Genomic DNA, 23819 nt, shown 5'->3' on the forward strand with positions numbered 1-23819 from the left:
TGTGAAGCGCTCAGGTTAACCGGTCGGGCACAGCAACGGCGGTAACTATGTATTGCACAAGAAAAGTGGGCTACTCCTGATTCAGCCGGTTCTTCGCCTCAATCCATTGCGCCATGTATTGAGTGCTCTTGTGCTGGTGATGACGCAACATGCTGCCGGTAAAGTTATCTCGTCGTATGTTTGCCAGATCCCGCTGGCAATCGACCAGCCGCTGGATCAACGCCGGGCCATGAACGGATTTGCGGTAGCGGCCGGCCAGCAGGGTTTGCCCGTGCGCCTGGGCGTCAAGCCAGCGCGTCTTGTCGTTGTGCAGTTGCACGGCATGATCGGCGAACTCCCGTGCCGAACGGGTCACTGCGCCTGGCCATGCCTCTTCGCCATGCATCGCCTCGGCACCCACTGGCGTCGTCACATTCGGTGTGCCACAGAGCATCGCATCGACAATCTTGCCCTTGATTCCCGCGCCAAAACGCAGAGGCGCCATGCAGACCCGCGCCGACGACATGACTTGCAGAGCGTCTTCTGCCCAGTTCATCACATGAAAACCTTGGGCCGGGTTATGCAGGGCCGTCGCCTTGGGTGGTGTGTAGGCACCGTAGATATGCAATTGAGCGCCGGGTATCTGCTCGCGAATCAGCGGCCAAATAGCGGTTTTCAACCAGAGCACGGCATCCCAGTTGGGCGCGTGGCGAAAGTTACCGATATGAAGAAAGTGTGCCCGGTCTTCAAAGGGTACCGGCGCACGGGTCGGAACATCGACCATCAACGGGCACCAGTGCAACAGGTTGCGCGCAAACCTGAACTGCTCGACCAGCAATTCGATTTCCACTTCGGAAACCATCAGCGTCAAATCACAACGATAGAACGAGGCGATCTCGCGCTTCGCCATATCGGTATCGGCCATGTGTTCGAACTCTTCACGCGACGCGGGGGCGAACAGATCGCTGAAGTCGTTGTTGTCGTCACTGGCCTTCAAACGCTCCTTGAGGCGTTGATGCCGGCCCTGCCTGAGGCTTTGCAGGTCGCAGCTTTCGAGTACGCGCAAGGCATCGGGGCAATGCTTCTCGACTCGCCAGCCGAACTGTTCCTCCATCATGAATTGATCGAACAGCACGATGTCCGGCGCCAGTTCGCTGATGAAAGCATCGAAACTGCTGTTGTTCAGTTCGATGGGGACTTCACGGATACCCAACGCAGTAAGGTCTGCGCGTTGCTCGCCGAAGCCTGCCGGGCTGCTGAACGTGATGTCCCAGCCTTGTTCCAGGAAAACCTCGAGAATCTGCATGACATGCCCACTGGCCGCCGAAGAACGGGGCTCGGGCCAGACGTAACCAATGACCAGGACTTTGGTTGCGCGGGACTCAATCATGTACGGGCGTTCCTTGAAGCGAAGACAGGGCGGGGATGAAAAAGGCGCGCATTAAACCACAGCGCAGCCCAGGGTCACCCGAGAATGCTTTTGACCTTGTCGCGCAACTGATCAATGGAGAAGGGTTTGCCGATCACGTGCATGTCGACAGGGACTTCGATGCTTTCGGCATAGCCGCTGGCAAACAGGATGGGCAGGTTGGGACGTAACGTGCGGGCAAGGGTGGCCAGTTCACGTCCGTCCATGACCGGCAGGCCAACATCCGTCATCATCAGGTCAATGTGTAGGTTCACATCCTTGAGGGTCTCCAGCGCCTGTTCGCTGCCATCGGCTTCCAGCACCTTGAACTCCAGTTCCTCCAGTACATCGACGATCAGCATGCGCACGATGGCATCGTCTTCGACGACGAGGATGGTGGAGGCGTTGGCGGATGACATGGTCGAATTCCCGAAAAAGATTGGTATTGCCGGTCGCAGGAGATCACCGGCCTCTTGCATGAGTAAGTGGTGGATCCCGACAAGTTCCCAGCACGTTGGAAAAAGCTTTCACGGCGCAGGAAAGGCAAGGATAGCGCGGACACAGCGTAATTAGGACCTTGCGCGCAAACATGTCAGATAATTGGATCGATGTGCCAGTTTTGGGGCAAACTCCTTGCATCCTGACAGTTCGACAAGGCCTGCCCCATGACCTCAGCGTCCTCGGTTGATGAGCAACGATTTCGTAAACTCCTGAGCCGTAACATCAGCCTGCCGTTGGGGCTGGGTTTCATCAGCGCCGTGTTCTTCGTCTCGCTGATCAGCTATTTGTTGTCGACGATCCAGTGGGTGGAGCACACCGACCGGGTGATCAATAACGCCAATGAAGCGGTCAAGCTGACCGTGGATCTGGAAACCGGGATGCGCGGTTTCCTGCTCAGTGGCGATGAACATTTCCTCGACCCCTACGAAACCGCCAAGCCGCGCATCGCCGTGGCGCTCAACACCTTGCTCGAACTGACTGACGACAACCCGGTGCAGACCGACCGCTTGTTGCGGTTGCAGGCCTTGCAGCAGGAGTGGGCGAGCTACGCACAATCGATGATCGATTTGCAGCGCAGCAGCGGCGATTATCGCGCCGTGGTCAAGGCCGGACGCGGCAAACGCCTGACCGATGAAATTCGCAAGCAGTTCGAGGCGGTGATCGACACCGAGCAACAGTTGCGCGCATCGCGCAATGATGAAGTGCGGCGCACCACGATTATGAGCATCAGCCTCTACCTGTTGCTCATAGCCGGGGTCAGCGGGTTGCTGGCGTATGTCGGGCGTCGCGACTTGATGACCCTGTCGCAGAACTACAGCGTCAACCTTGCCGGCCAACAGGCCAGCGCCCATCGTCTGGAGCAACAGGCCTGGCTGCGCAACGGCCAGACCGAACTGGCCGAGCAGGTATTGGGGCAATTGAGCCTGGCCATGCTCGGTCGCAACATCCTGCAATTCTGTGCGCAGTACCTGGGCAGCGCCGTGGCGGCCATTTATGTGCGCGAAGACCACGGCGGCCTCAAGCGCATCGCCACCTACGGGTTTTCCCGTGAACAGGAAGAGCGTGAACAGCAGATCTACAGCGACGAAGGTATTGTCGGCCAGGTGGCGCAACAGGCACGGCTGATTCGCCTGGACGAGGTGCCGGGGGATTATTTCAAGGTCTGCTCCGGCCTCGGTGACGGCTTGCCCCGCAGTGTGCTGGTGGTGCCCACCAGCGACGACGAGCGGGTCAATGGCGTGATCGAGTTGGGCTTCCTGCGTCCACTGACCGACCGTGACGTTGAATTGCTTGAGTTGATAGCCGGCAACATCGGCACCTCGATCGAGGCGGCACGCTATCGCCAGCGTTTGCAGGAGGTGTTGGCCCAAACCCAGCAACTCAACGAAGAATTGCAGGTTCAGCAGGAAGAACTCAAGACCGCCAACGAAGAACTCGAGGAGCAGTCGCGGATTCTCAAGGAGTCCCAGGCACACCTGGAAACCCAGCAGGTGGAGCTGGAGCAGACCAACGAACAACTCGCCGAGCAGGCAGAAATACTGGCCGAACAACGCGACGCCATGGACCTGAAGAATACCGAACTCAATCAGGCCCAGATCCAGCTCGAAGAGCGCGCGGTAGAACTGCAGCGATCGAGCAAATACAAGTCCGAATTCCTCGCCAACATGTCCCACGAGTTGCGCACGCCGCTCAACAGCTCGTTGATCCTGGCCAAGCTGCTGGCGGAAAATCCGGAAGAAAACCTCACCGCCGAGCAAGTGAAGTTCGCCGAGTCGATCTACTGCGCCGGCAATGACTTGCTCCACCTGATCAACGACATTCTGGATATCTCCAAAGTCGAGGCCGGCAAGCTGGAGATCCATCCGGAGAACACCAGCGTGGCGCGTCTGGTGGATGGCCTGCGCGGCCTGTTCCAGCCATTGGCCATGGACAAGCAGCTGGATTTCCAGGTGGATATTCAGGACGGCGCACCGCTGATGCTATTCACCGACCGCCAGCGCCTGGAGCAAGTGCTCAAGAACCTGTTGTCCAACGCCGTGAAATTCACGGAAAGCGGCAGCGTCAGCCTATCCGTCGCCTCGGCGCCGAACGACGGCATCGCGTTCAGCATCGGCGATTCCGGGATCGGCATCGAGGTGGATCATCACGAAAGCATCTTCGAAGCGTTCCGTCAGGCCGATGGCACCACCAACCGGCGCTACGGCGGCACGGGGCTGGGTTTGTCGATCTCCCGAGACCTGGCGGCCTTGCTCGGCGGCTCCATCAGCGTGACCAGCACGCCGGGGCAGGGCAGTGTATTTACCCTGGTCTTGCCGCGGCAGTACGTGGAACCGGGCGAAGTGCCTGTCGAACCGATGCGAGCCGCTCCAGTGGTGGCGGCGTCGAGTGTGCCGACGCCCACGTTGTCGCCACGGGTGGCCGAAGTCGACATTCCGCGTTTCGATGACGATCGCAACAAGGGTCCGTTCACCACCCGCTGCATTCTGGTGGTGGAGGATGAGCCGAACTTTGCCCACATCCTCTACGATCTGGCCCATGAACTGGGTTATCAATGCCTGGTGGCCCATGGTGCCGATGAAGGCTACGAGCTGGCCAAGGCGTTCATCCCCGATGCGATCCTGCTGGATATGCGCCTGCCGGATCATTCCGGCCTGACCGTGCTGCAACGTTTGAAGGAGCACGCCGAAACCCGACACATTCCGGTGCATGTGATTTCAGTCGAAGACCGGGTCGAGGCGGCGATGCACATGGGTGCCATTGGCTATGCGGTCAAACCGACCAGCCGCGAGGAACTCAAGGAGGTGTTTGCACGCCTCGAGGCCAAGCTGACCCAGAAGGTCAAGCGCGTGCTGCTGGTCGAGGACGATGACTTGCAGCGCGACAGCATTGCCCGCCTGATCGGCGACGATGACATCGAGATCGCCGCCGTTGGCCTGGCGCAGGAGGCGCTGGACCTGCTGCGCACGTCGGTCTTCGATTGCATGATCATCGACCTCAAGTTGCCGGACATGCTCGGCAATGACCTGCTCAAGCGCATGTCCACCGAAGACATCTGCTCCTTTCCACCGGTCATCGTCTATACCGGGCGCAACCTGACCCGGGATGAAGAAGCCGAACTGCGCAAGTATTCGCGTTCGATCATCATCAAGGGCGCACGCTCGCCAGAGCGGTTGCTGGATGAGGTGACGCTTTTTCTGCACAAAGTCGAATCACGGTTGTCCCATGATCGACAGAAGATGCTCAAGGTTGCCCGCAGCCGCGACAAGGTCTTTGAAGGCCGCAAGGTGCTGCTGGTGGATGACGATGTGCGCAACATTTTCGCCCTCACCAGTGCGCTGGAGCATAAGGGCGCAGTCGTGGTCATTGGCCGCAATGGCCGCGAAGCGATAGAACGACTCAATGAGGTGCAAGACATCGATCTAGTGTTGATGGACGTGATGATGCCGGAAATGGATGGTTTTGAAGCCACCGTTGAAATCCGCAAGGACCCGCGCTGGCGCAAGCTGCCGATCATCGCGGTGACGGCCAAGGCCATGAAGGACGATCAGGAGCGCTGCCTGCAGGCCGGCGCCAACGATTACCTGGCCAAGCCCATTGACCTCGATCGCCTGTTTTCGCTGATCCGTGTGTGGTTACCGAAGATGGAACGGATCTAGTGGAGCGCAATTTCCCAGTGGAGCGAAACAGCGAAATCGAACTGCGGTTGTTGATCGAGGCGATCTATCTCAAGTACAGCTACGATTTTCGCGATTACTCCGGCGCTTCGATCAAGCGCCGGGTCAACCATGCGTTGAGCCAGTTGGAGTGCAACACCATCTCGGCATTGCAGGATAAGGTCCTGCACGATCCCGCCGCGTTCATGCAACTGCTGCAATTGCTGACCATTCCGGTCAGCGAGATGTTTCGCGACCCCTCGCACTTCCTGGCCATCCGCAAGGAAGTGGTGCCGTTGCTGCGAACCTATCCCTCGATCAAGGTCTGGATCGCTGGATGCAGCACCGGAGAAGAGGTGTATTCAATGGCCATTCTGCTGCGCGAAGAAGGCCTGCTGGACCGCACGATCATCTATGCAACCGATATCAATCCGCGCTCGCTGGAAAAGGCCAAGCAAGGGATTTTCTCGATGGAGAACGTCCGCGCCTACACTGCTAATTATCAGCAGGCCGGTGGCCAGAGTTCGTTTGCCGACTACTATACGGCGGCCTATGGGTACGCGATTTTCGACAAGACACTGCGCGAGAACGTGACCTTCGCCGATCACAGCCTGGCGACGGACAGCGTATTCTCGGAAACTCAATTAATTTCATGCCGTAACGTATTGATTTATTTTAATAAAAAACTTCAGGATCGGGCATTCGGACTGTTTCATGAGTCCCTCTGTCATCGCGGTTTTTTGGTGCTGGGCAGTAAGGAAACCCCGGATTTCTCAGCCTTCGGCGATCAGTTCGAGCCGTTGGTCAAACAAGAACGGATTTATCGAAAAACATGAACAGTGCAAGGAAATTACCGGCGATCGAAGCGATCGTTATCGGTGCCTCCGCCGGTGGCGTCGAGGCGCTGTTGAGCATCCTCGGCCCGCTGCGCGAAGGCTTCGCACTGCCGATCATTGTCGTGCTGCACATGCCGGACGAGCGCCGCAGCCAGCTGGCGGACGTGTTTTCCCGCCGGGTTGCCCTGCCGGTGCGGGAGGCCTGCGACAAGACCCCGGTCGAGGCCGGCACGCTGTATTTCGCCGCGCCCGGTTATCACCTGTCAGTGGAGCGGGACCGCAGCTTTTCGCTGAGCCTGGAGCCTCGGTTGCATCATTCGCGACCCGCCATCGATTACCTGTTCGAATCGGCCGCCGATGCGTACGGCGCCCATCTGGCTGCAGTGTTGCTTACCGGCGCCAACCGCGATGGCGCGCGCGGCCTGGCTCAGGTCAAGCAGCGCGGTGGCATGACCATCGTGCAGGACCCGCAGGAGGCTCAGGTTGCCACCATGCCCCAGGCCGCGCTGGACATGCACCAGCCGGACCACATACTTCCTGTACGCGGCATCGGCCGTTTGCTTGTCGAGCTGGAACGAATCGCATGTTGAGTAATATCCAGGCCAAACTGCTGATCGTGGACGATCTGCCGGAGAATCTGCTGGCGCTCGAAGCGCTGATCAAGCGTGAAGACCGCATCGTGTACAAGGCGCTGTCCGCCGACGAAGCCTTGTCCCTGCTGTTGGAACACGAGTTCGCCTTGGCCATCCTCGATGTGCAGATGCCCGGCATGAATGGCTTCGAGCTGGCCGAGTTGATGCGCGGCACGGAAAAGACCAGGAACATCCCGATCGTTTTTGTCAGCGCCGCCGGGCGTGAACTGAACTATGCATTCAAGGGCTATGAAAGCGGAGCCGTGGACTTCCTGCACAAGCCGCTGGACGTCCAGGCGGTCAAGAGCAAGGTCAATGTGTTCGTCGACCTGTATCGCCAGAGCAAGGCGATGAAGGAACAAGTGCTGGCCCTTGAGCAAAGCCGCCGCGAACAGGAAGCGCTGCTCGAGCAACTGCAAAACACCCAGCTGGAACTGGAGCAGGCGGTGCGCATGCGCGATGACTTCATGTCCATCGTCGCCCATGAAGTGCGAACGCCGCTCAACGGTCTGATCCTTGAGACCCAGCTGCGCAAGATGCACCTGGCCCGGGACAACGCCGCCGCCTTCACCCTGGACAAGATGCATGCCATGGTCGACCGCGACGAGCGGCAGATCAAAAGCCTCATTCGCTTGATCGAAGACATGCTCGATGTCTCGCGCATCCGTACCGGCAAATTGTCGATCCGGCCCAAGCGCGTTGATCTTTCGACGCTGGTTCGCGACGTGCTGCACAACTTCTCCCAGCAGATCGACGCCGCAGAGGCTTCGGTTTCGCTCGATGCCGCGCAACCGGTGATCGGAAACTGGGATGAGTTTCGTATTGAACAGGTCATTTCCAACCTGTTGACCAACGCCTTGCGCTACGGGGCCAAGAGCCCGATCGCGGTGAAGGTCTACAGTGAGGGTGGCCAGGCACTGGTGGATGTTCAGGATCAAGGGATCGGCATCAGCGAGGAAAACCAGAAGCGGATCTTCCAGCAGTTCGAGCGGGTATCGGCCAGGCACGCCGTCGCCGGACTGGGTCTGGGATTGTTTATTTCTGAGCAGATTGTGGCCGCCCATGGCGGTACTATTACCGTCCAGAGCAGGATTGGCGAAGGCGCCTTGTTTCGCGTTTGTCTGCCGCTGTAGGAAAACAGCCAGGTAAACGCAACCTCTGATCGACACCACGGTCGTATCAGCAGCAATTGACCGAACAAAGGCTTCCCATGAGCGAAGATGCACAAGATGTAGTACTCGTCGTCGAGGACGATCCCTCGATTCTGATGGTGCTGTCCGCTTATCTGTCGGGCGAGGGTTACCGCGTGTTGCAGGCCGAAAACGGCGAGCAGGCTTTCGAGATCCTGGCGAGCAAACCGCACCTGGACATGATGATCACCGACTTCCGCCTGCCCGGGGGAATCTCCGGCGTGCAGATCGCCGAGCCCGCCGTGAAGCTGCGACCGGAGCTCAAGGTGATTTTCATCAGTGGCTATGCCCAGGAAATCCGTGAGACCGACAGCCCGATCACCCGCAAGGCGCCGATCCTCGACAAACCCTTCGATCTGGATAAATTGCAGGAACTGATGCAGGACATGCTTTCCTGAGCGCTCAGGCGCTGATCATCTCCCTGACCTTCGCCGTCAACAGGTCGAAGGTAAACGGTTTGGTGATCATCTGCATGCCCGGATCAAGGAACCCGCCGCGCACTGCGGCGTGCTCGGCGTAGCCGGTGATGAACAGCACCCTGAGGTCGGGTCGCAGTTGCCGGCCGATTTCCGCCAGTTGCCGGCCATTCATGCCGGGCAGGCCGACATCGCTGATCAGCAGGTCGATGCGCTGGGCCGAGTCGAGTATCGGCACCGCGCTATCGCCATCACAGGCCTCGACGTAGGCATACCCCAGGTCGCTCAACACCGTGCTGACCAGCACCCGCACCGCCGGGTCGTCCTCGACGATCAACACCGTCTCGCCATGCTTGGCCAAAGGTGAATGTTCGACGTCCAATGGACGCTCCAGGGGCAGGTCTCCACTAAAGCGTGGCAGGAACAGGCTCACCGTGGTGCCTTCGCCCACGACGCTGTGGATGGCGACGTGACCTCCCGACTGCTTGCTGAAACCATAGATCATCGATAACCCCAGCCCGGTGCCCTGGCCGATGGGCTTGGTGGTGAAGAAGGGGTCGAAGGCGCGGTTGATGGTGCTTTGCGGCATGCCACAGCCGGTGTCGGTGACGCTGAGCACCACGTAGTCACCCGCATCGAGACTGTTCTGGCCCTGGGTGAAGTCCTCGTCAAAGTGCTGGTTCGCGGTCGAGACCAGCAGCCGTCCGCCATTGGGCATGGCATCGCGTGCATTGATCACCAGGTTGAGCAGGGCGCTTTCCAGTTGATTGGGGTCGGCTTCGGCCACCCACAGTTGCTCGTCCAGTTGCATGTCCAGGCGAATGGTTTCGTTGATGCTGCGTTGCAGCAGTTCATCCATGGAGATCACCAGACTGTTCATCTCCACGGGTTTCGAATCCAGCGACTGGCGCCGGGAAAACGCCAGCAGGCGGTGGGTCAGGCCCGCCGCGCGGTTGGCCGACGTCACCCCCAGGTCGATCAGGCTGTCGAGGTCTTCGGTTCGCCCCCGGGCCAGGCGTCGGCGCAACAACTCCAGACTGCCGATGATACCGGTCAGCATGTTGTTGAAGTCATGGGCGATGCCGCCGGTGAGCTGGCCGACGGCTTCCATTTTCTGCGACTGACGCAATGCCTCTTCGTTGTGACGCAGTTGCGCCGTGCGCTCTTCCACCTGTTGCTCAAGGGTTTCGAGGGTATTCTGCAGGCGCAATTCGCTCTGGCTCAGGTCGATCAGCCGGTCCCTGGCTTCATACTGTCGTCGCCGCCCGCGCAGGGCCGTGGTGACCAGGCTGATCAGTGTGACCGGGTGAAACGGCCGCTCAAGGAAGGTGACGTTGCCCAATTGCGGGCCGAAGCGTGATGCCAGGTCCTGTTGCGGGCCACCGTGGTGCGTCATCACCACGATCGGCAGATCCGACCAGGCGGGCTGGTGTTCGATCAGGCGGATCAGCGGTTCCAGATCGGCACCCAATAGTGCCTCGGAGGAGATCAGCAGCAGGCCGGCCCCCTGTTCCAGTTCGGCGCACAATCCTGGCAGGTCGGAGCTGATCACCCCGTGAAACCCGGCCTCGTTGAGCATCATCAGGGCGATCTGGCCATCGCGCCCTCGCGGTGCAAGGATGATTGTGCGTTCGGGCGTGGCTAGCATGGCCGTCACCGGATTTCATCCGCGAGCAACGGGTTGCTGGCCCCGAGATAGGTGGGGACGCCACGCAATACGCCCTGGAAGGCTTCCAGCGGTTCGCCGATGGTCATGCCCAGGCCGCTGATGCGGTATTCACGGATGGTCGACTCATGGCTGCCGGTACGCTTCTTGATGATCGAAATGGCCCGGCGCACCTTGCCCAGGGCTTCGAAGTAACGCAGCAGAATGACCGTATCGGCCAGGTAAGTGATGTCCACCGGCGCCTGCATATCGCCGACCAGGCCGTGCTGGGCCACCGTCATGAAGGTCGCGGCGCCTTGGCGATTGAGGTACAGCAGCAACTCGTGCATGTGCAGCACCAGGGCGTTTTCTTCCGGCATCGCCGCCTGATAGCCGTTGATGCTGTCGATCACCACAGTCTTGATATTGCCTTCGTCGACGCAGCGCCGGACCCGGTGGGAGAACTCGCCGGGGGACAGTTCAGCCGCGTCCACTTGTTCGATCAGCAAATTGCCGCTGTCTTGCAGGGCCTGCAGGTCGATGCCGATGTTCTTCATGCGCTCGAACAGCAACCCCAACTCTTCATCGAAAATGAACAGCGCGGCTTTTTCGCCCCGGGCCACGGCTGCGGCGGCGAACACCATGGAGATCAGCGATTTGCCGGTCCCTGCCGGACCGAGGATCAAGGTGCTGGAACCGGTTTCGATACCACCGCCCAGCAGCGCATCCATTTCCCGGATGCCGCTGGTCAATTGCTGACGCAGGTATTGACCGCGATGTTCGGCGGCCACCAGGCGCGGGAATACATGCACGCCGTCGCCCATGATGGTGAAGTCATGGAAGCCGCCGCGGTACTTCTGGCCACGGTACTTGACCACGCGGATGCGACGTCGCTCGGCGCCGTAGTTTGGCGTCAGTTCTTCCAGGCGAATCACGCCGTGGGCCACGCTGTGCACGGTTTTGTCGAGGGACTCGGCGGTCAGGTCATCGAGCAGCAGCACTGTGGCGTCGTAACGCACGAAATAATGCTTGATGGCCAGAATCTGCCGGCGGTAGCGCAGCGAGCTTTGCGCCAGCAGGCGAATCTCCGAAAGGCTGTCCAAGACAACGCGGGTCGGCTTGAGCCGCTCGACCACTTCGAAGATCTGGCGGGTGGCTTCGCCAAGTTCCAGGTCGGAGGAGTAGAGCAGTGTCTGCTGCTGTTCGGCATTGAGCAGGCTTTCCGGGGGCGTCAGCTCGAAGATATGGACGTTTTCGTCCATCTCCCAGCCATGGGACAAGGCGCCTTGGCGCAGTTCGCGTTCGGTCTCGGACAGCGTGATGTACAACGAGCGCTCACCGACTTGCGCGCCCGCCAGCAGGAAGTGCAGCGCCACGGTGGTCTTGCCGGTGCCCGGCTCGCCCTCGAGCAAAAACACATGTCCGCGGGACAATCCGCCGTCGAGGATATCGTCCAGACCTTCGATACCGGTGGCGGCCTTGGCTTGGTTCAAATCGTCGGATAGAGACAAACAAGCGTCCTCATATGGCCAGGGTCAACGAAGCAGCCGCTGCGAAGTGCCGCAACGGGCTGCTTGTTCACTTGACCCTTGGCCAGGACGACGGTTCAACGAAATTTCAGTCGGGGTCAAAGCCCTTGTTGCAACGCCGGATCATCGGGGTTCATCTGTTCGAGTTGGGCCAACAGGATCTGCACGTTTTGCAGCTGCCCGCTTTCCTTCCAGTAATTGATCAGCAGCACCCGGGCCTTGCGATCGTTCGGATGGCGCTGAACGACTTCCTGCAACTGGTTCTGTGCCGCTTCGAGCTCATGTTCACCGTGCAACGTGGTGGCCAGGTCGTAGCGGTAATCCCGGTTGTCAGGCTCAAGCTCTACGGCCTTGGACAGGCCGAGCAGGGCGAATTCGCTTTGCTCGTGATGCAGCAGCCAGAGCCCCAGCGCGTGTTGCAGGTAGGCCGAGTTGGGTTGTGTCTGCAGTTGCCTGGCCAACAGCTGCCGGGCGGCGTCGTTCTGGCCCTGTTTATCCAGCACCTCGATTTGCAGCACCAGCGCCGGCAGGTTCTCCGGCGCCAGGCGCAGGGTGTTATCCAGCGCCTGTTGCGCTTGCTTGAGCTCGGCGTTGTGCAGGTGCAACCGGGCCAGTTGGAATTGGTTTGCGGCGCTTTGCGGCTCGCTCTTGAGCACTTGTTCCCAGGCATCGATGGCTTGTTCCAGCGGCCCGAAATACAAACCCAGTTCATCCGGGGACAACCCCAGCAGCGCGTTGATCGCCGCCAGCCGCACGCTTTGTTCGCTGTCATCGAGCAATGGCCCCAGCAGCAGACTGCGCTGGCCGTTCGGTACCAGGCCACTGATACTCCTGATCGCCGCGATACGTACTTCGGGCGACTCGTTCTGCAAGTCGGCATCCGCCAGCTTCAGGGCCACCGAGCTTGGATAGTTGGGCAGCTCGGCATGCAACCAGATACGCCGCTTGGGGGACAGGTCCGGACGGGCCAATTGCTGGTAGAGCACCCGCGCGGCACCCGGTTGACCGCCCCGGGCAGCCGCCAGCGCTTCGCTGTAGCCATGCTGGATGGCTTCGGGAACCACCGGGGTGGTATCGCGCAGGGAGAACCACACAAGGCCGATGACGAGCAGGGCAAAGACGCTGATAAACAGGAGGCGGCGGGACTTGGGCATGCAGGAATCCGGAAGCTGGCAAGCTTTTGCAAAGGCGCCAGCTTCGGTCAGGCCAGGCTTTGAGTCAAACCTTGACGACGTTCACTGACGATTCAATGGACCAGCAAGCTGCGTCGACAGCAAAACCTCTCGAGGCAGCGCGGCAGTGACTACGCTTGCTGGAGGTGTCTCGACGGGTGCTTCCATGCAAGGGTTGTTACAGTACTTCAAGGCCATTCTCAACCCCGGGCCCGGGGTGTTGCTGTTTGCCCTGCGAACCATCGCAGCCGGATTGTTGACCCTGTACCTGGCGTTTTTGTTCGACCTGGACCAGCCCAAGTGGTCGATCATGGCCGTGGTCATCATCAGCCAGCCCCTTGGCGGCATGGTGCTGGCCCGCAGCTTTGGCCAGGTGATCGGCACCACGGTGGGCGCGGCCGTGGCGGTGCTGATCATGGCGATCTTTCCCCAGGCGCCGCTGCCGTTCATCACCACCCTGGCGCTGTGGCTGGCGCTGTGCACCGCCGGTGGCACCCTGTTGCGCTATACCAGTTCCGGGGCGTTTGTCCTCAGCGGCTACACCGCCGTGGTGGTGGCCTTGCTGGCGGTGCCGGACCCGGACGGCATGTTTTTGCTGGCGGTCACCCGTGTCACCGAGACGCTGCTGGCGGTTGCCTGCGTGTGCGTGGTCAGCCTGCTCACCGCCAGGCCACAAGCCGTGGCCCGGGATTACTTCGCCAGGATCGATCAAATCACCCGTTTGCTGGCCACCCACGCCAGCGCCGTCATCCGCACCGAAGAGAGCGAAGCCGAGTTCCAGCAGCGGCAAATGCAGCTGCTGGGCCAGATCAGCGGCCTGGAAGGCGTGCGCCGGCACCTGTACTTCGATGCTCCGCGCTTGCGCAGTGCCAACGGTCTGGTGCAACTGTTGGGCAACCAATTGGTGCTATTGACCGCGCGGTTGACCGCCTTGCGCCACCAGCGACTGTTATTGACCGAGCGCTGGGAGGGCGAGTTGCCTGAAGAGATTCAACGGTTGCGCGGCGAAGAACTGGCCTTTCTCGATGAACTGGCGCGGGAGGGCCGTTCGCTGTCGAGTGACAAGCGCCAGCATTTCACTTCGCTGCAACAACGCTTTGATGAGCTGGCCTACAGGGCCGAACAATTGACCGAACCGCTGCCGGCCACCTTGCGTTCGCTGGCCTGGTCGCTGCGCTGGGAGCAGGCGCGTCTGTTGCAGCAATTGGAGCAGATTCTGGAATTGAGTGATGCCATCCAGAGCGGGCGACCGGCCAGCAGCGTGTATCGCGGGCGGGAAAACCCGCTGCACCTGGACTTCACCCTGGCGACCATGAATGCCGTCCGGGCCTTTTGCGCGCTGTTGATCGCCGGCCTGATCTGGATCGAAACCGGTTGGGACGGTGCCCGAGGCGGAATGGTGCTGGTGGGGATCCTGTGTTCGCTGATGTCGACGTTTCCCCGGCCGCTGCTGGCGGTGCAAAGCTATGCCAGGGGGTTCGGGCTGGCACTGGTGGCCTCGGCGCTCCTTCAGTTCATGTTTGTGCCGATGATCAGCAATTTCGAGATGCTGGCCTTGCTGCTGGCGCCCTTGCTCTACGCGGTCGCGGTGGGGCTGGCCAGTCCAGCCACCACCGGTACCGGCATTGGCCTGGGGCTCACGACCTTTCTGTTGCTCGGCCCGTTGAACGTGGGGATTGGGCAAAACACCGCCATCCAGTGGTTTGAGTTTGCGGGTGCCTATACCTGCGCGACCGCACTGGCGTTGAGTGTCTATGCGCTGGTCTTTCCGTTCATGCCGGATTTGCGCATGCGCCGGCTCCACAAAGAGAACGGCGAGCAGGTGTATGCCTTGCTGAAAACCTCGGCGAGCGATGAACAGCAGTTTGCCTTCGAGAGCCGCATGGTTGATCGCCTGACCATGATGCTGGGGCTGCTGCCGGCGACCCGGGAGCCACAATCCCGTGAGCTGTTTCAAGTCAGCCTGGCCTGCATGGCATTGGGTATTGCCTTGAATCAGCTCAGGCAGCAGGGGCAGAACAACGCATTGCTGACTCCTGATCTGCAAAGTCGCCTGTTTTCGACAGTCCGGGAAACCGGCAGGCTGGTCGCCGGCCGGCCCGGGGTCGAAGTGGCGCAGGTGCTCGATAGCCTGCACACCCTGGGCGACGACCTGGATGCCCTGCATACCGATGTTCATGAGCACTTGTGGTCGGTGTTCCGCATGCGTGTGGCGCTGTTGATCGTGGTGTCGTTCGTCGAACGCTATCGCGGCTACTTTCAACCATCAGGCCTTGAAGGAGACCCTGTCCTTGCCCATTGATCTTGAAGTGGGCGGTGCCTATCTGCCCCCGATTGCCCAGGCGCTGCTACTGGGCCTGCCGATTTTCCTGCTGCTGGACTGGGCGTTGCGGCGCCTCGGCGTGCTGCAGTTCATCTGGCACGAGGCGTTGTTCGAAGGCGCGCTTTACGCCTGCGTCTGCGCCACGTTGATTCTGGTGATGGGAGCTTGATGCCATGAAGAACATCCTTTCCCGACTCACGACGGTGGCGGTGGTACTGCTGGCCTTTATCCTGGGCTGGTTCGCCTGGGAGCATTACACCCGTGCGCCCTGGACCCGGGATGCGCGAGTGCGTGCCGATGTGGTGACCTTGTCCGCCGACGTATCGGGGCGAATCGTCAGCCTGGCCGTACAGGACAACCAGCATGTGAACAAAGGCCAGGCGCTGCTGGAGATCGACCCGGCGCGTTACACCCTGGCGGTGGAACATGCCAAGCGCGCGGTGGAGGTGGCGAAAGCCTCGCTCGGGCAGGCCCAGGCGGCCATCATCGCCAGCGAAGCGTTGCTCAAGCAACGTCAGAGCGAGGAGCAGCGCCGGCGCACGCTCAAGGATCGTTCGGCGATTTCCGGCGAAGAGTGGGAGAAGGCCAACACCGATGTATCGGTGGCCCAGGCCGACTTGCTGCGTAACCAGGCCAATATGGTGTTGGCCCAGGCCAACGTGCAACTGGCCATTGCGGCCTTGACCCAGTCCGAGCTCGACTTGCAGCGTACTCACGTCGTTTCACCGGTGACCGGCTATGTCACCAATCTGCTGACCCGGGAGGGTGATTACGCCTCGGCCGGCGGTCCCTTGCTGGCGCTGGTGGACAGCGAATCGTTCTATGTCAGCGGTTACTTCGAAGAAACCAAGTTGCCGCGGATCGGGGAGGGCGACCTAGTCAGGATCGAGTTGATGAGTGGCGAGACATTTGGCGGCAAAGTGCAGAGCATTGCCTTCGCCATTGCCGACCGGGAAAACCTGCCGGGCGGTCGCCTGCTGGCCAGCATCAACCCCAGTTACACCTGGATCAAACTGGCGCAACGGGTACCGGTGCGGATCGAGATAGATGCCGACTATGCGGGTAAAAACAATCTGCGGGCGGGGACCACGGCTACTGTGACCGTCGAAGAACAGCGCTAACCCTGTAGGAGCTGCCGAAGGCTGCGATCTTTTGATTTTGATCTTCGCGGGTCAAGTACACAAAAAGGTCAAAAGATCGCAGCCTTCGGCAGCTCCTACAGGGATATGTATTGTGTGCAAAAAAAGCCCCGCGACCGAATGAGACGCAGGGCAAGGAAATTGGTTGGTTGCGGCCAACCAAAGGAGCACTTTGAAACCGCATTACTTGCTGGCGACCGTCTCCGGCTGCCAGCCGCCACCGAGGGCCTTGTAGATCGCGACGATCCCTCGATACAGGTCGACTTCGGCCAGGGCCTGGGTGTCTTCGGCCGCCAGGCGTTCACGCTGGGCGTCGAGCAGCACGAGGAAATCGGCGGTGCCTTCGCGGTAGCGGATTTCCGCCAGGTCGGCGGCCGAGCGGCTGGACTCGCTCTGGCGAATCAGCGAGATCAGGCGCTGCTGGCGTTTACCGTAGTCGCTGAAAGCGTTTTCCGATTCTTCCAGGGCCAGCAACACTTGTTGCTCGTAGGTTGCCAGGGCGCCTTCGGCATCGGCATCGGCGCCGCGCAAACGGGCCTTCACACTGCCCAGGTCAAACGCCGCCCAGGTGATGCTCGGGCCCAGCGCCCAGGCGTTGGCCGCCGAGGAGCCGATCTGCGAACCGCGCCCGGCGGTAAAGCCAAGGAAGCCGCTAAGGCTGACCCGAGGAAACAGATCCGCCTTGGCCACGCCGATACGCGCCGTGGCCGAAGCCAGTTGGCGTTCGGCACTGCGAATGTCCGGACGGCGTTGCAGCAGTTCACCCGGATCACCGATCGGCAAAGCCTTGGCGATCGCCGGCAGGTCTTTCGGGCTCAGGTCCACGGTCAGCTTGTCCGGACGCTCACCCAGCAGGGTGGCGATGCGGTTTTTCTGCCGGATCTGCTCGGCCTGCAGTTGCGGCACGCTGGCCTCGACCGACGCCAGTCGCGCATCGGCGCGCTCCACATCGAGTTGGTCGCCGACACCGGCATCACGCAAGCTGATGGTGATCTTGCGCGATTCCTGCTGGTTCTCCAGGTTGGCCAGGGCGATTTTCTCCCGCAGCTGCGCGCCGCGCAGTTGACCGTAAGAATCCACCAGTTCGGCAATCATGGTGACTTGCAGTTGGTACAGGTCGGCCTCGAACGCCTGTTGCTCGGCGTTGGCCGACTCCAGGTTGCGCTGGATGCGGCCGAACAGGTCGATTTCCCAGGCCATGTCCAGGCCCAGGTCATAGCGTTCGCTGTTGACCCGGTCGGTGGTCTGGCCCGGAATCTGGCCTTTGCCCAGGTCACTGCTGACGCGGCTGGTGACAGTCGGCATGGCGTCGTTGCTGACATCATCGCGGATCGCCCGTGCGGCTTTCCAGCGGGCGAAGGCGACGCGCAAATCGCGGTTGCCTTGCAGGGATTTCGTCACCAGCTGGTTGAGGGTCGGGTCTTCGAACTGCTGCCACCAGATGCCTTCGAAACGCGAACGGTCAAAGTTCTTCTGGCCGGCGGCGCCATCGGTGGCGGCCGTGATGTTGGCCGCCTCGGTGGTTGGCGTCTTGTAGTCCGGGCCCACGGCACAGGCACTCAGGGCCAGTACCAGCAGGCTCGGCAGGAAGGCTTTCAAACTCATCAGTGCGACTCCAGCTTCAGGGTGGCCTTGGCAGCTTTGCGCTTCTCGCCGCGCTCGACAAAGTTACGGATCAGTACGTAGAACACTGGTGTCAGCAACAAACCGAAGAAGGTCACCCCGAGCATCCCGGAGAACACCGCCACACCCATGGCATGACGCATCTCGGCACCGGCACCGCTGGAGAACACCAGCGGCACCACACCCATGATGAACGCGAAGGAGGTCATCAGGATCGGCCGCAGACGCAGGCGGCACGCTTCCAGGACCGCTGCCAGCGGGTTGAGGCCTTCCAGCTGTTTGTCCTTGGCGAACTCGACGATCAGGATCGCGTTCTTGCAGGCAAGTCCCACCAATACGATCAAGCCGATCTGGGTAAAGATGTTGTTGTCACCGCCAGAGGCGATCACTCCGGTGATGGCCGACAGCAGAGTCATCGGTACGATCAGGATCACCGCCAGTGGCAGGCTCCAGCTTTCGTACTGCGCCGCCAGTACCAGGAACGCCAGCAGCACACAGAGCGGGAACACGAACAACGCGGTGTTGCCGGACAGGATCTGCTGGTAGGTCAGGTCGGTCCATTCGTAGGTCATGCCGTTGGGCAATTCTTCCTTGAGCAGTTTCTCGATGGCTTTTTCCGCCTGGCCGGAGCTGTAGCCGGGGGCTGCCGCACCGTTGATTTCAGCGGTGATGAAGCCGTTGTAGTGCATCACGCGGTCGGGCCCCGAGGTGTCGCTGACTTTGATGAAGGTCGCCAGCGGGATCATCTCGCCCTTGTTGTTACGCACTTTCAGCTGGCCGATCTGGTCGGATTCGAGGCGGAACTGTTGCTCGGCCTGGACGTTGACCTGATAGGTGCGACCGAAGCGGTTGAAGTCGTTGGCATACAGCGAACCCAGGTAGATCTGCAGGGTGTCGAAGATGTCGCTGACGGCCACGCCGTGGGTCTTGGCTTTCTCGCGGTCGATGGCGGCATCGACCTGGGGCACGTTCACCGTGTAGCTGGTGAACAGGCCGGCCAGTTCCGGCACGTTGTGGCTCTTGTTGATGATGTTCATGGTTTCCTTGTACAGCTCTTCGTAGCCCAGGTTGCCCCGGTCTTCGATCTGCAGGCGGAAACCACCGATGGTGCCCAGGCCTTGTACCGGCGGCGGCGGGAAGATCGCCATGTAGGCTTCCTGGATGTTCGCGTACTGGCCGTTCAAGGCACCGGCAATGGCCCCTGCGGACATGCTCGGGTCTTTACGTTCGTCGAACGGCTTGAGGGTCACGAACACGATGCCGGCGTTCGGACTGTTGGTGAAACCGTTGATCGACAGGCCAGGGAAGGCCACCGCACTTTCCACGCCAGGTTGTTTAAGGGCCAGCTCGGACATGCGCTTGATCACGTCTTCGGTACGGTCAAGGCTCGAGGCATCCGGCAATTGCGCGAAGGCCACCAGGTATTGTTTGTCCTGGCCGGGTACGAAACCGGTCGGAGTGCTGGAGAAACCGAAGAAGGTCAGGACCATCAGGCCGGCGTACAGCAGCAGGGCGATACCGCTGGAACGGATCACGCGGGCAACGGTGCCGACGTAACCATGGCTGGCCTTTTCAAAGAAGCGGTTGAACGGACGGAACAACCAGCCACCGAAAATCTTGTCCAGCACCTTGGAGAAACGGTCTTTCGGCGCGTCGTGACCCTTGAGCAAAACCGCGGCCAGTGCCGGCGACAGGGTCAGGGAGTTGAAGGCCGAAATCACTGTGGAAATCGCGATGGTCAGGGCGAACTGCTTGTAGAACTGCCCGGTCAGGCCGGAAATGAACGCCGCCGGAACAAACACCGCACACAGCACCAGCGCGGTGGCAATGATCGGGCCGGTCACTTCACGCATGGCGCGCTTGGTGGCTTCAACCGGGGTCAATCCAAGCTCGATGTTCCGTTCGACGTTCTCCACCACCACGATCGCATCGTCGACCACGATACCGATGGCCAGTACCAGGCCAAACAGCGACAGGGCATTGAGCGAGAAGCCAAACAGATGCATCACGGCAAAGGTACCGATCAGCGATACCGGCACAGCGACCAGTGGAATGATCGAGGCGCGCCAGGTTTGCAGGAACAGGATCACCACCAGTACCACGAGGATCAGCGCTTCGAAGAGGGTGTGAACCACCGCCTCGATGGAACCGCGCACGAAGATCGTCGGGTCATAGACGATGCTGAAGTCCATGCCTTCGGGGAAACTCTTCTTCAGTTCGGCCATTTTTGCCCGAACTTCGTTGGAGATTTCGATGGCGTTGGAACCCGGACGCTGGAAGATCGGGATCGCCACCGCCGGCTGGTTGTTCAGCAACGAACGCAGGGCGTACTGGCTGGAGCCCAGTTCGACGCGGGCGATGTCCTTGAGGCGAGTGATTTCACCGTTGTCGCCAGAGCGAATGATGATGTTCTCGAACTCTTCCTCGGAAACCAGACGACCCTGGGTGTTGACCGACAACTGGAAGGCCGTGGCATTCGGTGCAGGAGGCGCACCCAGCGCACCGGCCGCGACTTGACGGTTTTGCTCGCGAATCGCGGTGACCACATCGGTCGCGGTCAGGTTGCGCGAAGCGGTCTTGTTCGGATCGAGCCACACTCGCAGCGAGTAATCGCCCATGCCGAACAGCTGCACATCACCGACACCGCCCAGGCGCGCCAGCTCATCCTTGATGTTGAGCAGGGCGTAGTTGGACAGGTACAGCATGTCGTAGCGTTTGTCCGGCGAGGTCAAGTGCACCACCATGGTCAGGTCGGGCGACGCCTTGTCCACGGTGATACCGATGCGCGTCACTTCCTCGGGAAGTTTCGGCTCGGTGCGGGTCACACGGTTCTGCACCTGCACCTGGGCGTTGTCCAGGTCGGTACCCAGGGCAAAAGTGATGGTCAGGGTGATCTTGCCGTCGGCAGTCGACTGCGAGGACATGTACAGCATGTTCTCGACGCCGGTGATGGCTTGCTCCAGGGGAGCGGCCACGGTTTCACCGATGACTTTCGGGTTGGCACCCGGGAAGTTGGCGCGGACCACCACGGTCGGCGGCACCACTTCCGGGTATTCGCTGATCGGCAGCTGGAACAGCGAGATCGCACCGGCGATCAGGATCAGCAGCGAAAGAACCGCCGCGAAGATCGGCCGCGAAATGAAGAATTGGGAAAAATTCATCGTAAAAATCCCTTAACCGCGTGGGGTCGTGGCAGCCAGTTTCACAGCCGTACCCGGCGCGACCTTGGCAGGCGCGACTTGGGGCAGGTTGCTGGCTTCCAGCGCTTGGCGTTGTTGTGCGAGTGCCGCGAGGGTTTGTTCACTGGCCATCGGAATCACTTCAGGGGTGACCGGTGAACCAGGACGTACCCGTTGCAGGCCCTTGACGATGATGGTGTCGTCCTTGTTCAAGCCGTTGCGCACGATGCGCAGGCCTTCGATCTTCGGACCCAGCTCCACCGCGCGGTAGGCGGTCTTGTTGTCGGCATCCATCACCAGCACGAACTTCTTGCCCAGGTCGGTGCCGACCGCTTCATCGTTGATCAGCATGGCGCTGTAGGTACCGCTGCCCACCAGTTTCAGGCGTGCATACAGGCCCGGCGTGTAGCTGCCGTCGCTGTTGTCGAACACGGCGCGACCACGAATGGTGCCGGTCTTCGGGTTGACCTGGTTGTCGACGAAGTTCATCACACCCTGGTGCGGGTTGCCGTCCTCATTGGACAGGCCCATGTAGACCGGGGTGGTGGCGCCGCGCTTGCCCTGGCGAGCGAGCTCGGTGTACTTGAGGAATACGCGCTCGTCGGCGTCGAAGTAGGCGTACACCTTGTCGGTGGAGACCACGCTGGTCAGCGGGGTGGTGTCGGCGGTCACCAGGTTGCCGGCGGTGATTTCGGCACGGCTGACGCGGCCGCTGATGGGAGCAGTCACGCGGGTGAAGCTCAGGTTCAGCCGCGCTAGATCAAGCTGCGCTTGCAGGGCACCGACGGCGGCGCGGGCTTCTTGGGCGGCGCTGGTGCGCGAATCGGCCAGCTCGGCGGAAATGGCGTTGCTGGTGCGCAGGCGCTCACCGCGCTGGGCTTCGTTTTCGCTGCGGGTGGCGTTGGCGCGCGATTGTGCAACCAGGGCTTCGAGGCGGCGGACCTCAGCCTGGAACGGACGCGGGTCGATCTGGAACAACAGGTCGCCTTTCTTGACCAGGGCGCCTTCAGTGAAGGCCACTTCATCGATCTGGCCGGAGACCCGTGGACGAATCTCGACGGTTTCCGGCGCTTCGAGGCGGCCGGTGAATTCGTCCCACTCGTTGACCGGTTGTTCCAGCACCTTGGCCACGCTGACCTTGGCCGCTGGCATACTGGCGGCGGTTTCCGGGGCCTTGCCGCACGCGCTGATCACCACGACGGCCAACAGAGCCAACGGGAAGCGCAAATGTTTGAGTGACTGTTCCATGGATGCATCCGCCAATGTGTTGAGATTGGCGAATGATGCGCGGCGGGTTTGTATCTCACGAATCGAATGGGGCGAAGGTAACTATCATCCGGAATGATATAAGACCCAAGCCAGCCCTCTAGCCTGCGCCTTGCGCTTGGTCGTCATCAACTGGATTGATGACAATTGTGTGTTGCTTTGGATGCAATAGTCAGTTGGTTCAACGGGCCACAACGGCCCGAACTGTGCCAATTTCGTCACCGCCAATGCCCAAACCCATCAAGCCATGACGCCTCGGATAGACCACTCTGACCGGTCTGTCCAAGGAGATGACCATGATCCGACTGACCCTGATCGAAGCCCGTGAGTTGGCCGAATCGATCCTGTTGCACAACGGTTTTAATCTGGCCCATGCACAAGCGGTGGCGGCGACGGTGATTGCTGGCGAACGTGATGGCTGTGCCTCCCACGGTTTGTACCGGATTCTGGGGTGTGTCAATTCCCTGCGGGCCGGCAAGGTGTCAGCCGATGCCGAGCCACAGGTGATCGACCAGGCGCCGTCGATTGTACGGGTGGATGCAGGCGGTGGGTTTTCGCAGTTGGCGTTTCAGGCGGGGTTGCCGTTGCTGGCGCAGAAAACTCGGGCCAACGGCATTGCGGCGTTGGCAATCAACCGCTGTGTGCATTTCTCGGCGCTGTGGGTGGAGATCGAGCAGCTGACGGCTGCCGGTCTGGTGGCACTGGCGTGTAATCCGAGCCACGCCTGGGTGGCGCCGGCCGGAGGACGACTGCCGGTGTTCGGCACCAATCCCATTGCCTTCGGTTGGCCCCGTGCGGGGCAAGATCCGTTTGTGTTCGACTTCGCCACCAGCGCGATTGCCCGTGGTGATATCGAACTGCACCGGCGTGCCGGCAAGGCGATTCCCGAGGGTTGGGGCGTCGACGCCCAAGGCCAGTCGAGCACCGACGCCAACGTGGTGCTCGACAGCGGCGCGATGCTGACGTTCGGCGGGCACAAGGGTTCGGCGCTGGCGGCGATGGTGGAGTTGATTGCCGGGCCGCTGATTGGTGACCTGACCAGTGCCGAGTCATTGGCTTACGATGGAGGCAGCAAGTCGTCGCCGTACCATGGCGAATTGATCATCGCCCTGGACCCTCGGCGCTTTCTGGGGGACGCCACTGAAGAACATTTGGCCCGGGCCGAAACGTTGTTCCAGGGCATTGAAGGGCAGGGCGCACGCTTACCGTCGCAACGACGTTACGCGGCGCGGGTACGCAGCCTGGTGGAAGGCGTGCAAATTCCCGAGGCGCTGTACAACGACCTCAAGGCATTGCTCGCCTGATTGAATCAACGTGCCCGCTTCCAC

General features: G+C 60.8%; 17 protein-coding genes. 9 read left to right on the plus strand and 8 right to left on the minus strand.

The genetic code is table 11. The features are described from left to right. Positions 1–70: 70 nt before the first annotated feature. Positions 71–1369 (minus strand): glycosyltransferase, encoded by a 1299-nt coding sequence (locus ASD95_RS15165; RefSeq protein WP_056724694.1) that lies wholly within the window; start codon positions 1367–1369, stop codon positions 71–73. A gap of 74 nt (positions 1370–1443) precedes the next feature. Then, positions 1444–1806 (minus strand): response regulator, encoded by a 363-nt coding sequence (locus ASD95_RS15170; protein WP_056724696.1) that lies wholly within the window; start codon positions 1804–1806, stop codon positions 1444–1446. 246 nt (positions 1807–2052) lie between these two features. Between ASD95_RS15170 and ASD95_RS15175 the strand changes: the two genes are divergently transcribed. From ASD95_RS15175 to ASD95_RS15195, 5 genes are all read left to right on the plus strand, one after another. Then, a complete protein-coding gene (locus ASD95_RS15175; RefSeq protein ID WP_056724699.1) occupies positions 2053–5544 on the plus strand; it encodes a response regulator in 3492 nt (1163 codons plus the stop codon). Further along, positions 5544–6377 (plus strand): CheR family methyltransferase, encoded by an 834-nt coding sequence (locus tag ASD95_RS15180; RefSeq protein ID WP_056724701.1) that lies wholly within the window; start codon positions 5544–5546, stop codon positions 6375–6377. The genes ASD95_RS15175 and ASD95_RS15180 overlap by 1 nt, the downstream gene beginning before the upstream one ends. After that, positions 6374–6967 carry a chemotaxis protein CheB gene (locus ASD95_RS15185; RefSeq protein ID WP_056724704.1) on the plus strand — a complete coding sequence of 198 codons (594 nt, stop codon included), beginning with the start codon at positions 6374–6376 and terminating at the stop codon, positions 6965–6967. The genes ASD95_RS15180 and ASD95_RS15185 overlap by 4 nt, the downstream gene beginning before the upstream one ends. Next, positions 6961–8142 (plus strand): hybrid sensor histidine kinase/response regulator, encoded by a 1182-nt coding sequence (locus tag ASD95_RS15190; protein ID WP_056724707.1) that lies wholly within the window; start codon positions 6961–6963, stop codon positions 8140–8142. The genes ASD95_RS15185 and ASD95_RS15190 overlap by 7 nt, the downstream gene beginning before the upstream one ends. A 77-nt stretch (positions 8143–8219) precedes the next feature. Continuing rightward, positions 8220–8597, plus strand: a complete 378-nt coding sequence (locus ASD95_RS15195) for a response regulator (protein ID WP_007970583.1) — start codon at positions 8220–8222, stop codon at positions 8595–8597. Between the two features lie 4 nt (positions 8598–8601). Here the strand turns inward: ASD95_RS15195 and ASD95_RS15200 are convergent, their stop codons facing one another. From ASD95_RS15200 to ASD95_RS15210, 3 genes are all read right to left on the minus strand, one after another. Beyond that, entirely contained in the window at positions 8602–10272 is a 1671-nt protein-coding gene (locus tag ASD95_RS15200; protein WP_056724709.1) for a response regulator, read from the minus strand. Then, positions 10269–11771 (minus strand): ATPase domain-containing protein, encoded by a 1503-nt coding sequence (locus ASD95_RS15205; protein ID WP_056724711.1) that lies wholly within the window; start codon positions 11769–11771, stop codon positions 10269–10271. Before ASD95_RS15205 ends, ASD95_RS15200 begins: the two co-directional genes overlap by 4 nt. Before the next feature lie 116 nt (positions 11772–11887). Further along, positions 11888–12943: a tetratricopeptide repeat protein gene (locus ASD95_RS15210; RefSeq protein ID WP_056724713.1), complete on the minus strand. Its 1056-nt coding sequence runs from the start codon at positions 12941–12943 to the stop codon at positions 11888–11890. A 184-nt stretch (positions 12944–13127) separates the two neighbouring features. Between ASD95_RS15210 and ASD95_RS15215 the strand changes: the two genes are divergently transcribed. Genes ASD95_RS15215 through ASD95_RS15225 form a run of 3 tightly spaced genes read left to right on the plus strand, consistent with a single transcriptional unit; the run spans position 13128 to position 16405 of the window. Then, the gene (locus tag ASD95_RS15215) at positions 13128–15263 is read left to right on the plus strand and encodes an FUSC family protein (RefSeq protein WP_056724715.1); all 2136 of its coding nucleotides are present in this window, start codon (positions 13128–13130) and stop codon (positions 15261–15263) included. Next, positions 15253–15453 (plus strand): DUF1656 domain-containing protein, encoded by a 201-nt coding sequence (locus tag ASD95_RS15220; RefSeq protein ID WP_056724717.1) that lies wholly within the window; start codon positions 15253–15255, stop codon positions 15451–15453. Before ASD95_RS15215 ends, ASD95_RS15220 begins: the two co-directional genes overlap by 11 nt. A 4-nt stretch (positions 15454–15457) precedes the next feature. Continuing rightward, complete coding sequence (locus ASD95_RS15225; protein ID WP_056724719.1) at positions 15458–16405, plus strand: HlyD family secretion protein; 948 nt, start codon at positions 15458–15460, stop codon at positions 16403–16405. Between the two features lie 201 nt (positions 16406–16606). Here the strand turns inward: ASD95_RS15225 and ASD95_RS15230 are convergent, their stop codons facing one another. Genes ASD95_RS15230 through mexE form a run of 3 tightly spaced genes read right to left on the minus strand, consistent with a single transcriptional unit; the run spans position 16607 to position 22473 of the window. Next, a complete protein-coding gene (locus ASD95_RS15230) occupies positions 16607–18028 on the minus strand; it encodes an efflux transporter outer membrane subunit (RefSeq protein WP_056724721.1) in 1422 nt (473 codons plus the stop codon). Continuing rightward, the gene (locus tag ASD95_RS15235; protein WP_056724724.1) at positions 18028–21207 is read right to left on the minus strand and encodes an efflux RND transporter permease subunit; all 3180 of its coding nucleotides are present in this window, start codon (positions 21205–21207) and stop codon (positions 18028–18030) included. Before ASD95_RS15235 ends, ASD95_RS15230 begins: the two co-directional genes overlap by 1 nt. A 12-nt stretch (positions 21208–21219) precedes the next feature. Then, the gene (gene mexE / locus ASD95_RS15240) at positions 21220–22473 is read right to left on the minus strand and encodes a multidrug efflux RND transporter periplasmic adaptor subunit MexE (RefSeq protein ID WP_056724725.1); all 1254 of its coding nucleotides are present in this window, start codon (positions 22471–22473) and stop codon (positions 21220–21222) included. Between the two features lie 314 nt (positions 22474–22787). On the opposite strand from mexE, the gene ASD95_RS15245 reads away from it, so the two are divergent. Next, positions 22788–23795, plus strand: a complete 1008-nt coding sequence (locus ASD95_RS15245) for an Ldh family oxidoreductase (protein ID WP_056724727.1) — start codon at positions 22788–22790, stop codon at positions 23793–23795. The last annotated feature ends 24 nt before the right edge of the window (positions 23796–23819 follow it).

The organism is Pseudomonas sp. Root71, from assembly GCF_001429045.1.
Lineage (GTDB): Bacteria > Pseudomonadota > Gammaproteobacteria > Pseudomonadales > Pseudomonadaceae > Aquipseudomonas > Aquipseudomonas monachiensis.

Coding starts and splice junctions, on each gene's coding strand:
- ASD95_RS15165 (WP_056724694.1), bottom strand. CDS start 1,369: ATGATTGAGTCCCGCGCAACCAAAGTCCTGGTCATTGGTTACGTCTGG.
- ASD95_RS15170 (WP_056724696.1), bottom strand. CDS start 1,806: ATGTCATCCGCCAACGCCTCCACCATCCTCGTCGTCGAAGACGATGCC.
- ASD95_RS15175 (WP_056724699.1), top strand. CDS start 2,053: ATGACCTCAGCGTCCTCGGTTGATGAGCAACGATTTCGTAAACTCCTG.
- ASD95_RS15185 (WP_056724704.1), top strand. CDS start 6,374: ATGAACAGTGCAAGGAAATTACCGGCGATCGAAGCGATCGTTATCGGT.
- ASD95_RS15190 (WP_056724707.1), top strand. CDS start 6,961: ATGTTGAGTAATATCCAGGCCAAACTGCTGATCGTGGACGATCTGCCG.
- ASD95_RS15195 (WP_007970583.1), top strand. CDS start 8,220: ATGAGCGAAGATGCACAAGATGTAGTACTCGTCGTCGAGGACGATCCC.
- ASD95_RS15210 (WP_056724713.1), bottom strand. CDS start 12,943: ATGCCCAAGTCCCGCCGCCTCCTGTTTATCAGCGTCTTTGCCCTGCTC.
- ASD95_RS15215 (WP_056724715.1), top strand. CDS start 13,128: ATGCAAGGGTTGTTACAGTACTTCAAGGCCATTCTCAACCCCGGGCCC.
- ASD95_RS15225 (WP_056724719.1), top strand. CDS start 15,458: ATGAAGAACATCCTTTCCCGACTCACGACGGTGGCGGTGGTACTGCTG.
- ASD95_RS15230 (WP_056724721.1), bottom strand. CDS start 18,028: ATGAGTTTGAAAGCCTTCCTGCCGAGCCTGCTGGTACTGGCCCTGAGT.
- ASD95_RS15235 (WP_056724724.1), bottom strand. CDS start 21,207: ATGAATTTTTCCCAATTCTTCATTTCGCGGCCGATCTTCGCGGCGGTT.
- mexE (WP_056724725.1), bottom strand. CDS start 22,473: ATGGAACAGTCACTCAAACATTTGCGCTTCCCGTTGGCTCTGTTGGCC.
- ASD95_RS15245 (WP_056724727.1), top strand. CDS start 22,788: ATGATCCGACTGACCCTGATCGAAGCCCGTGAGTTGGCCGAATCGATC.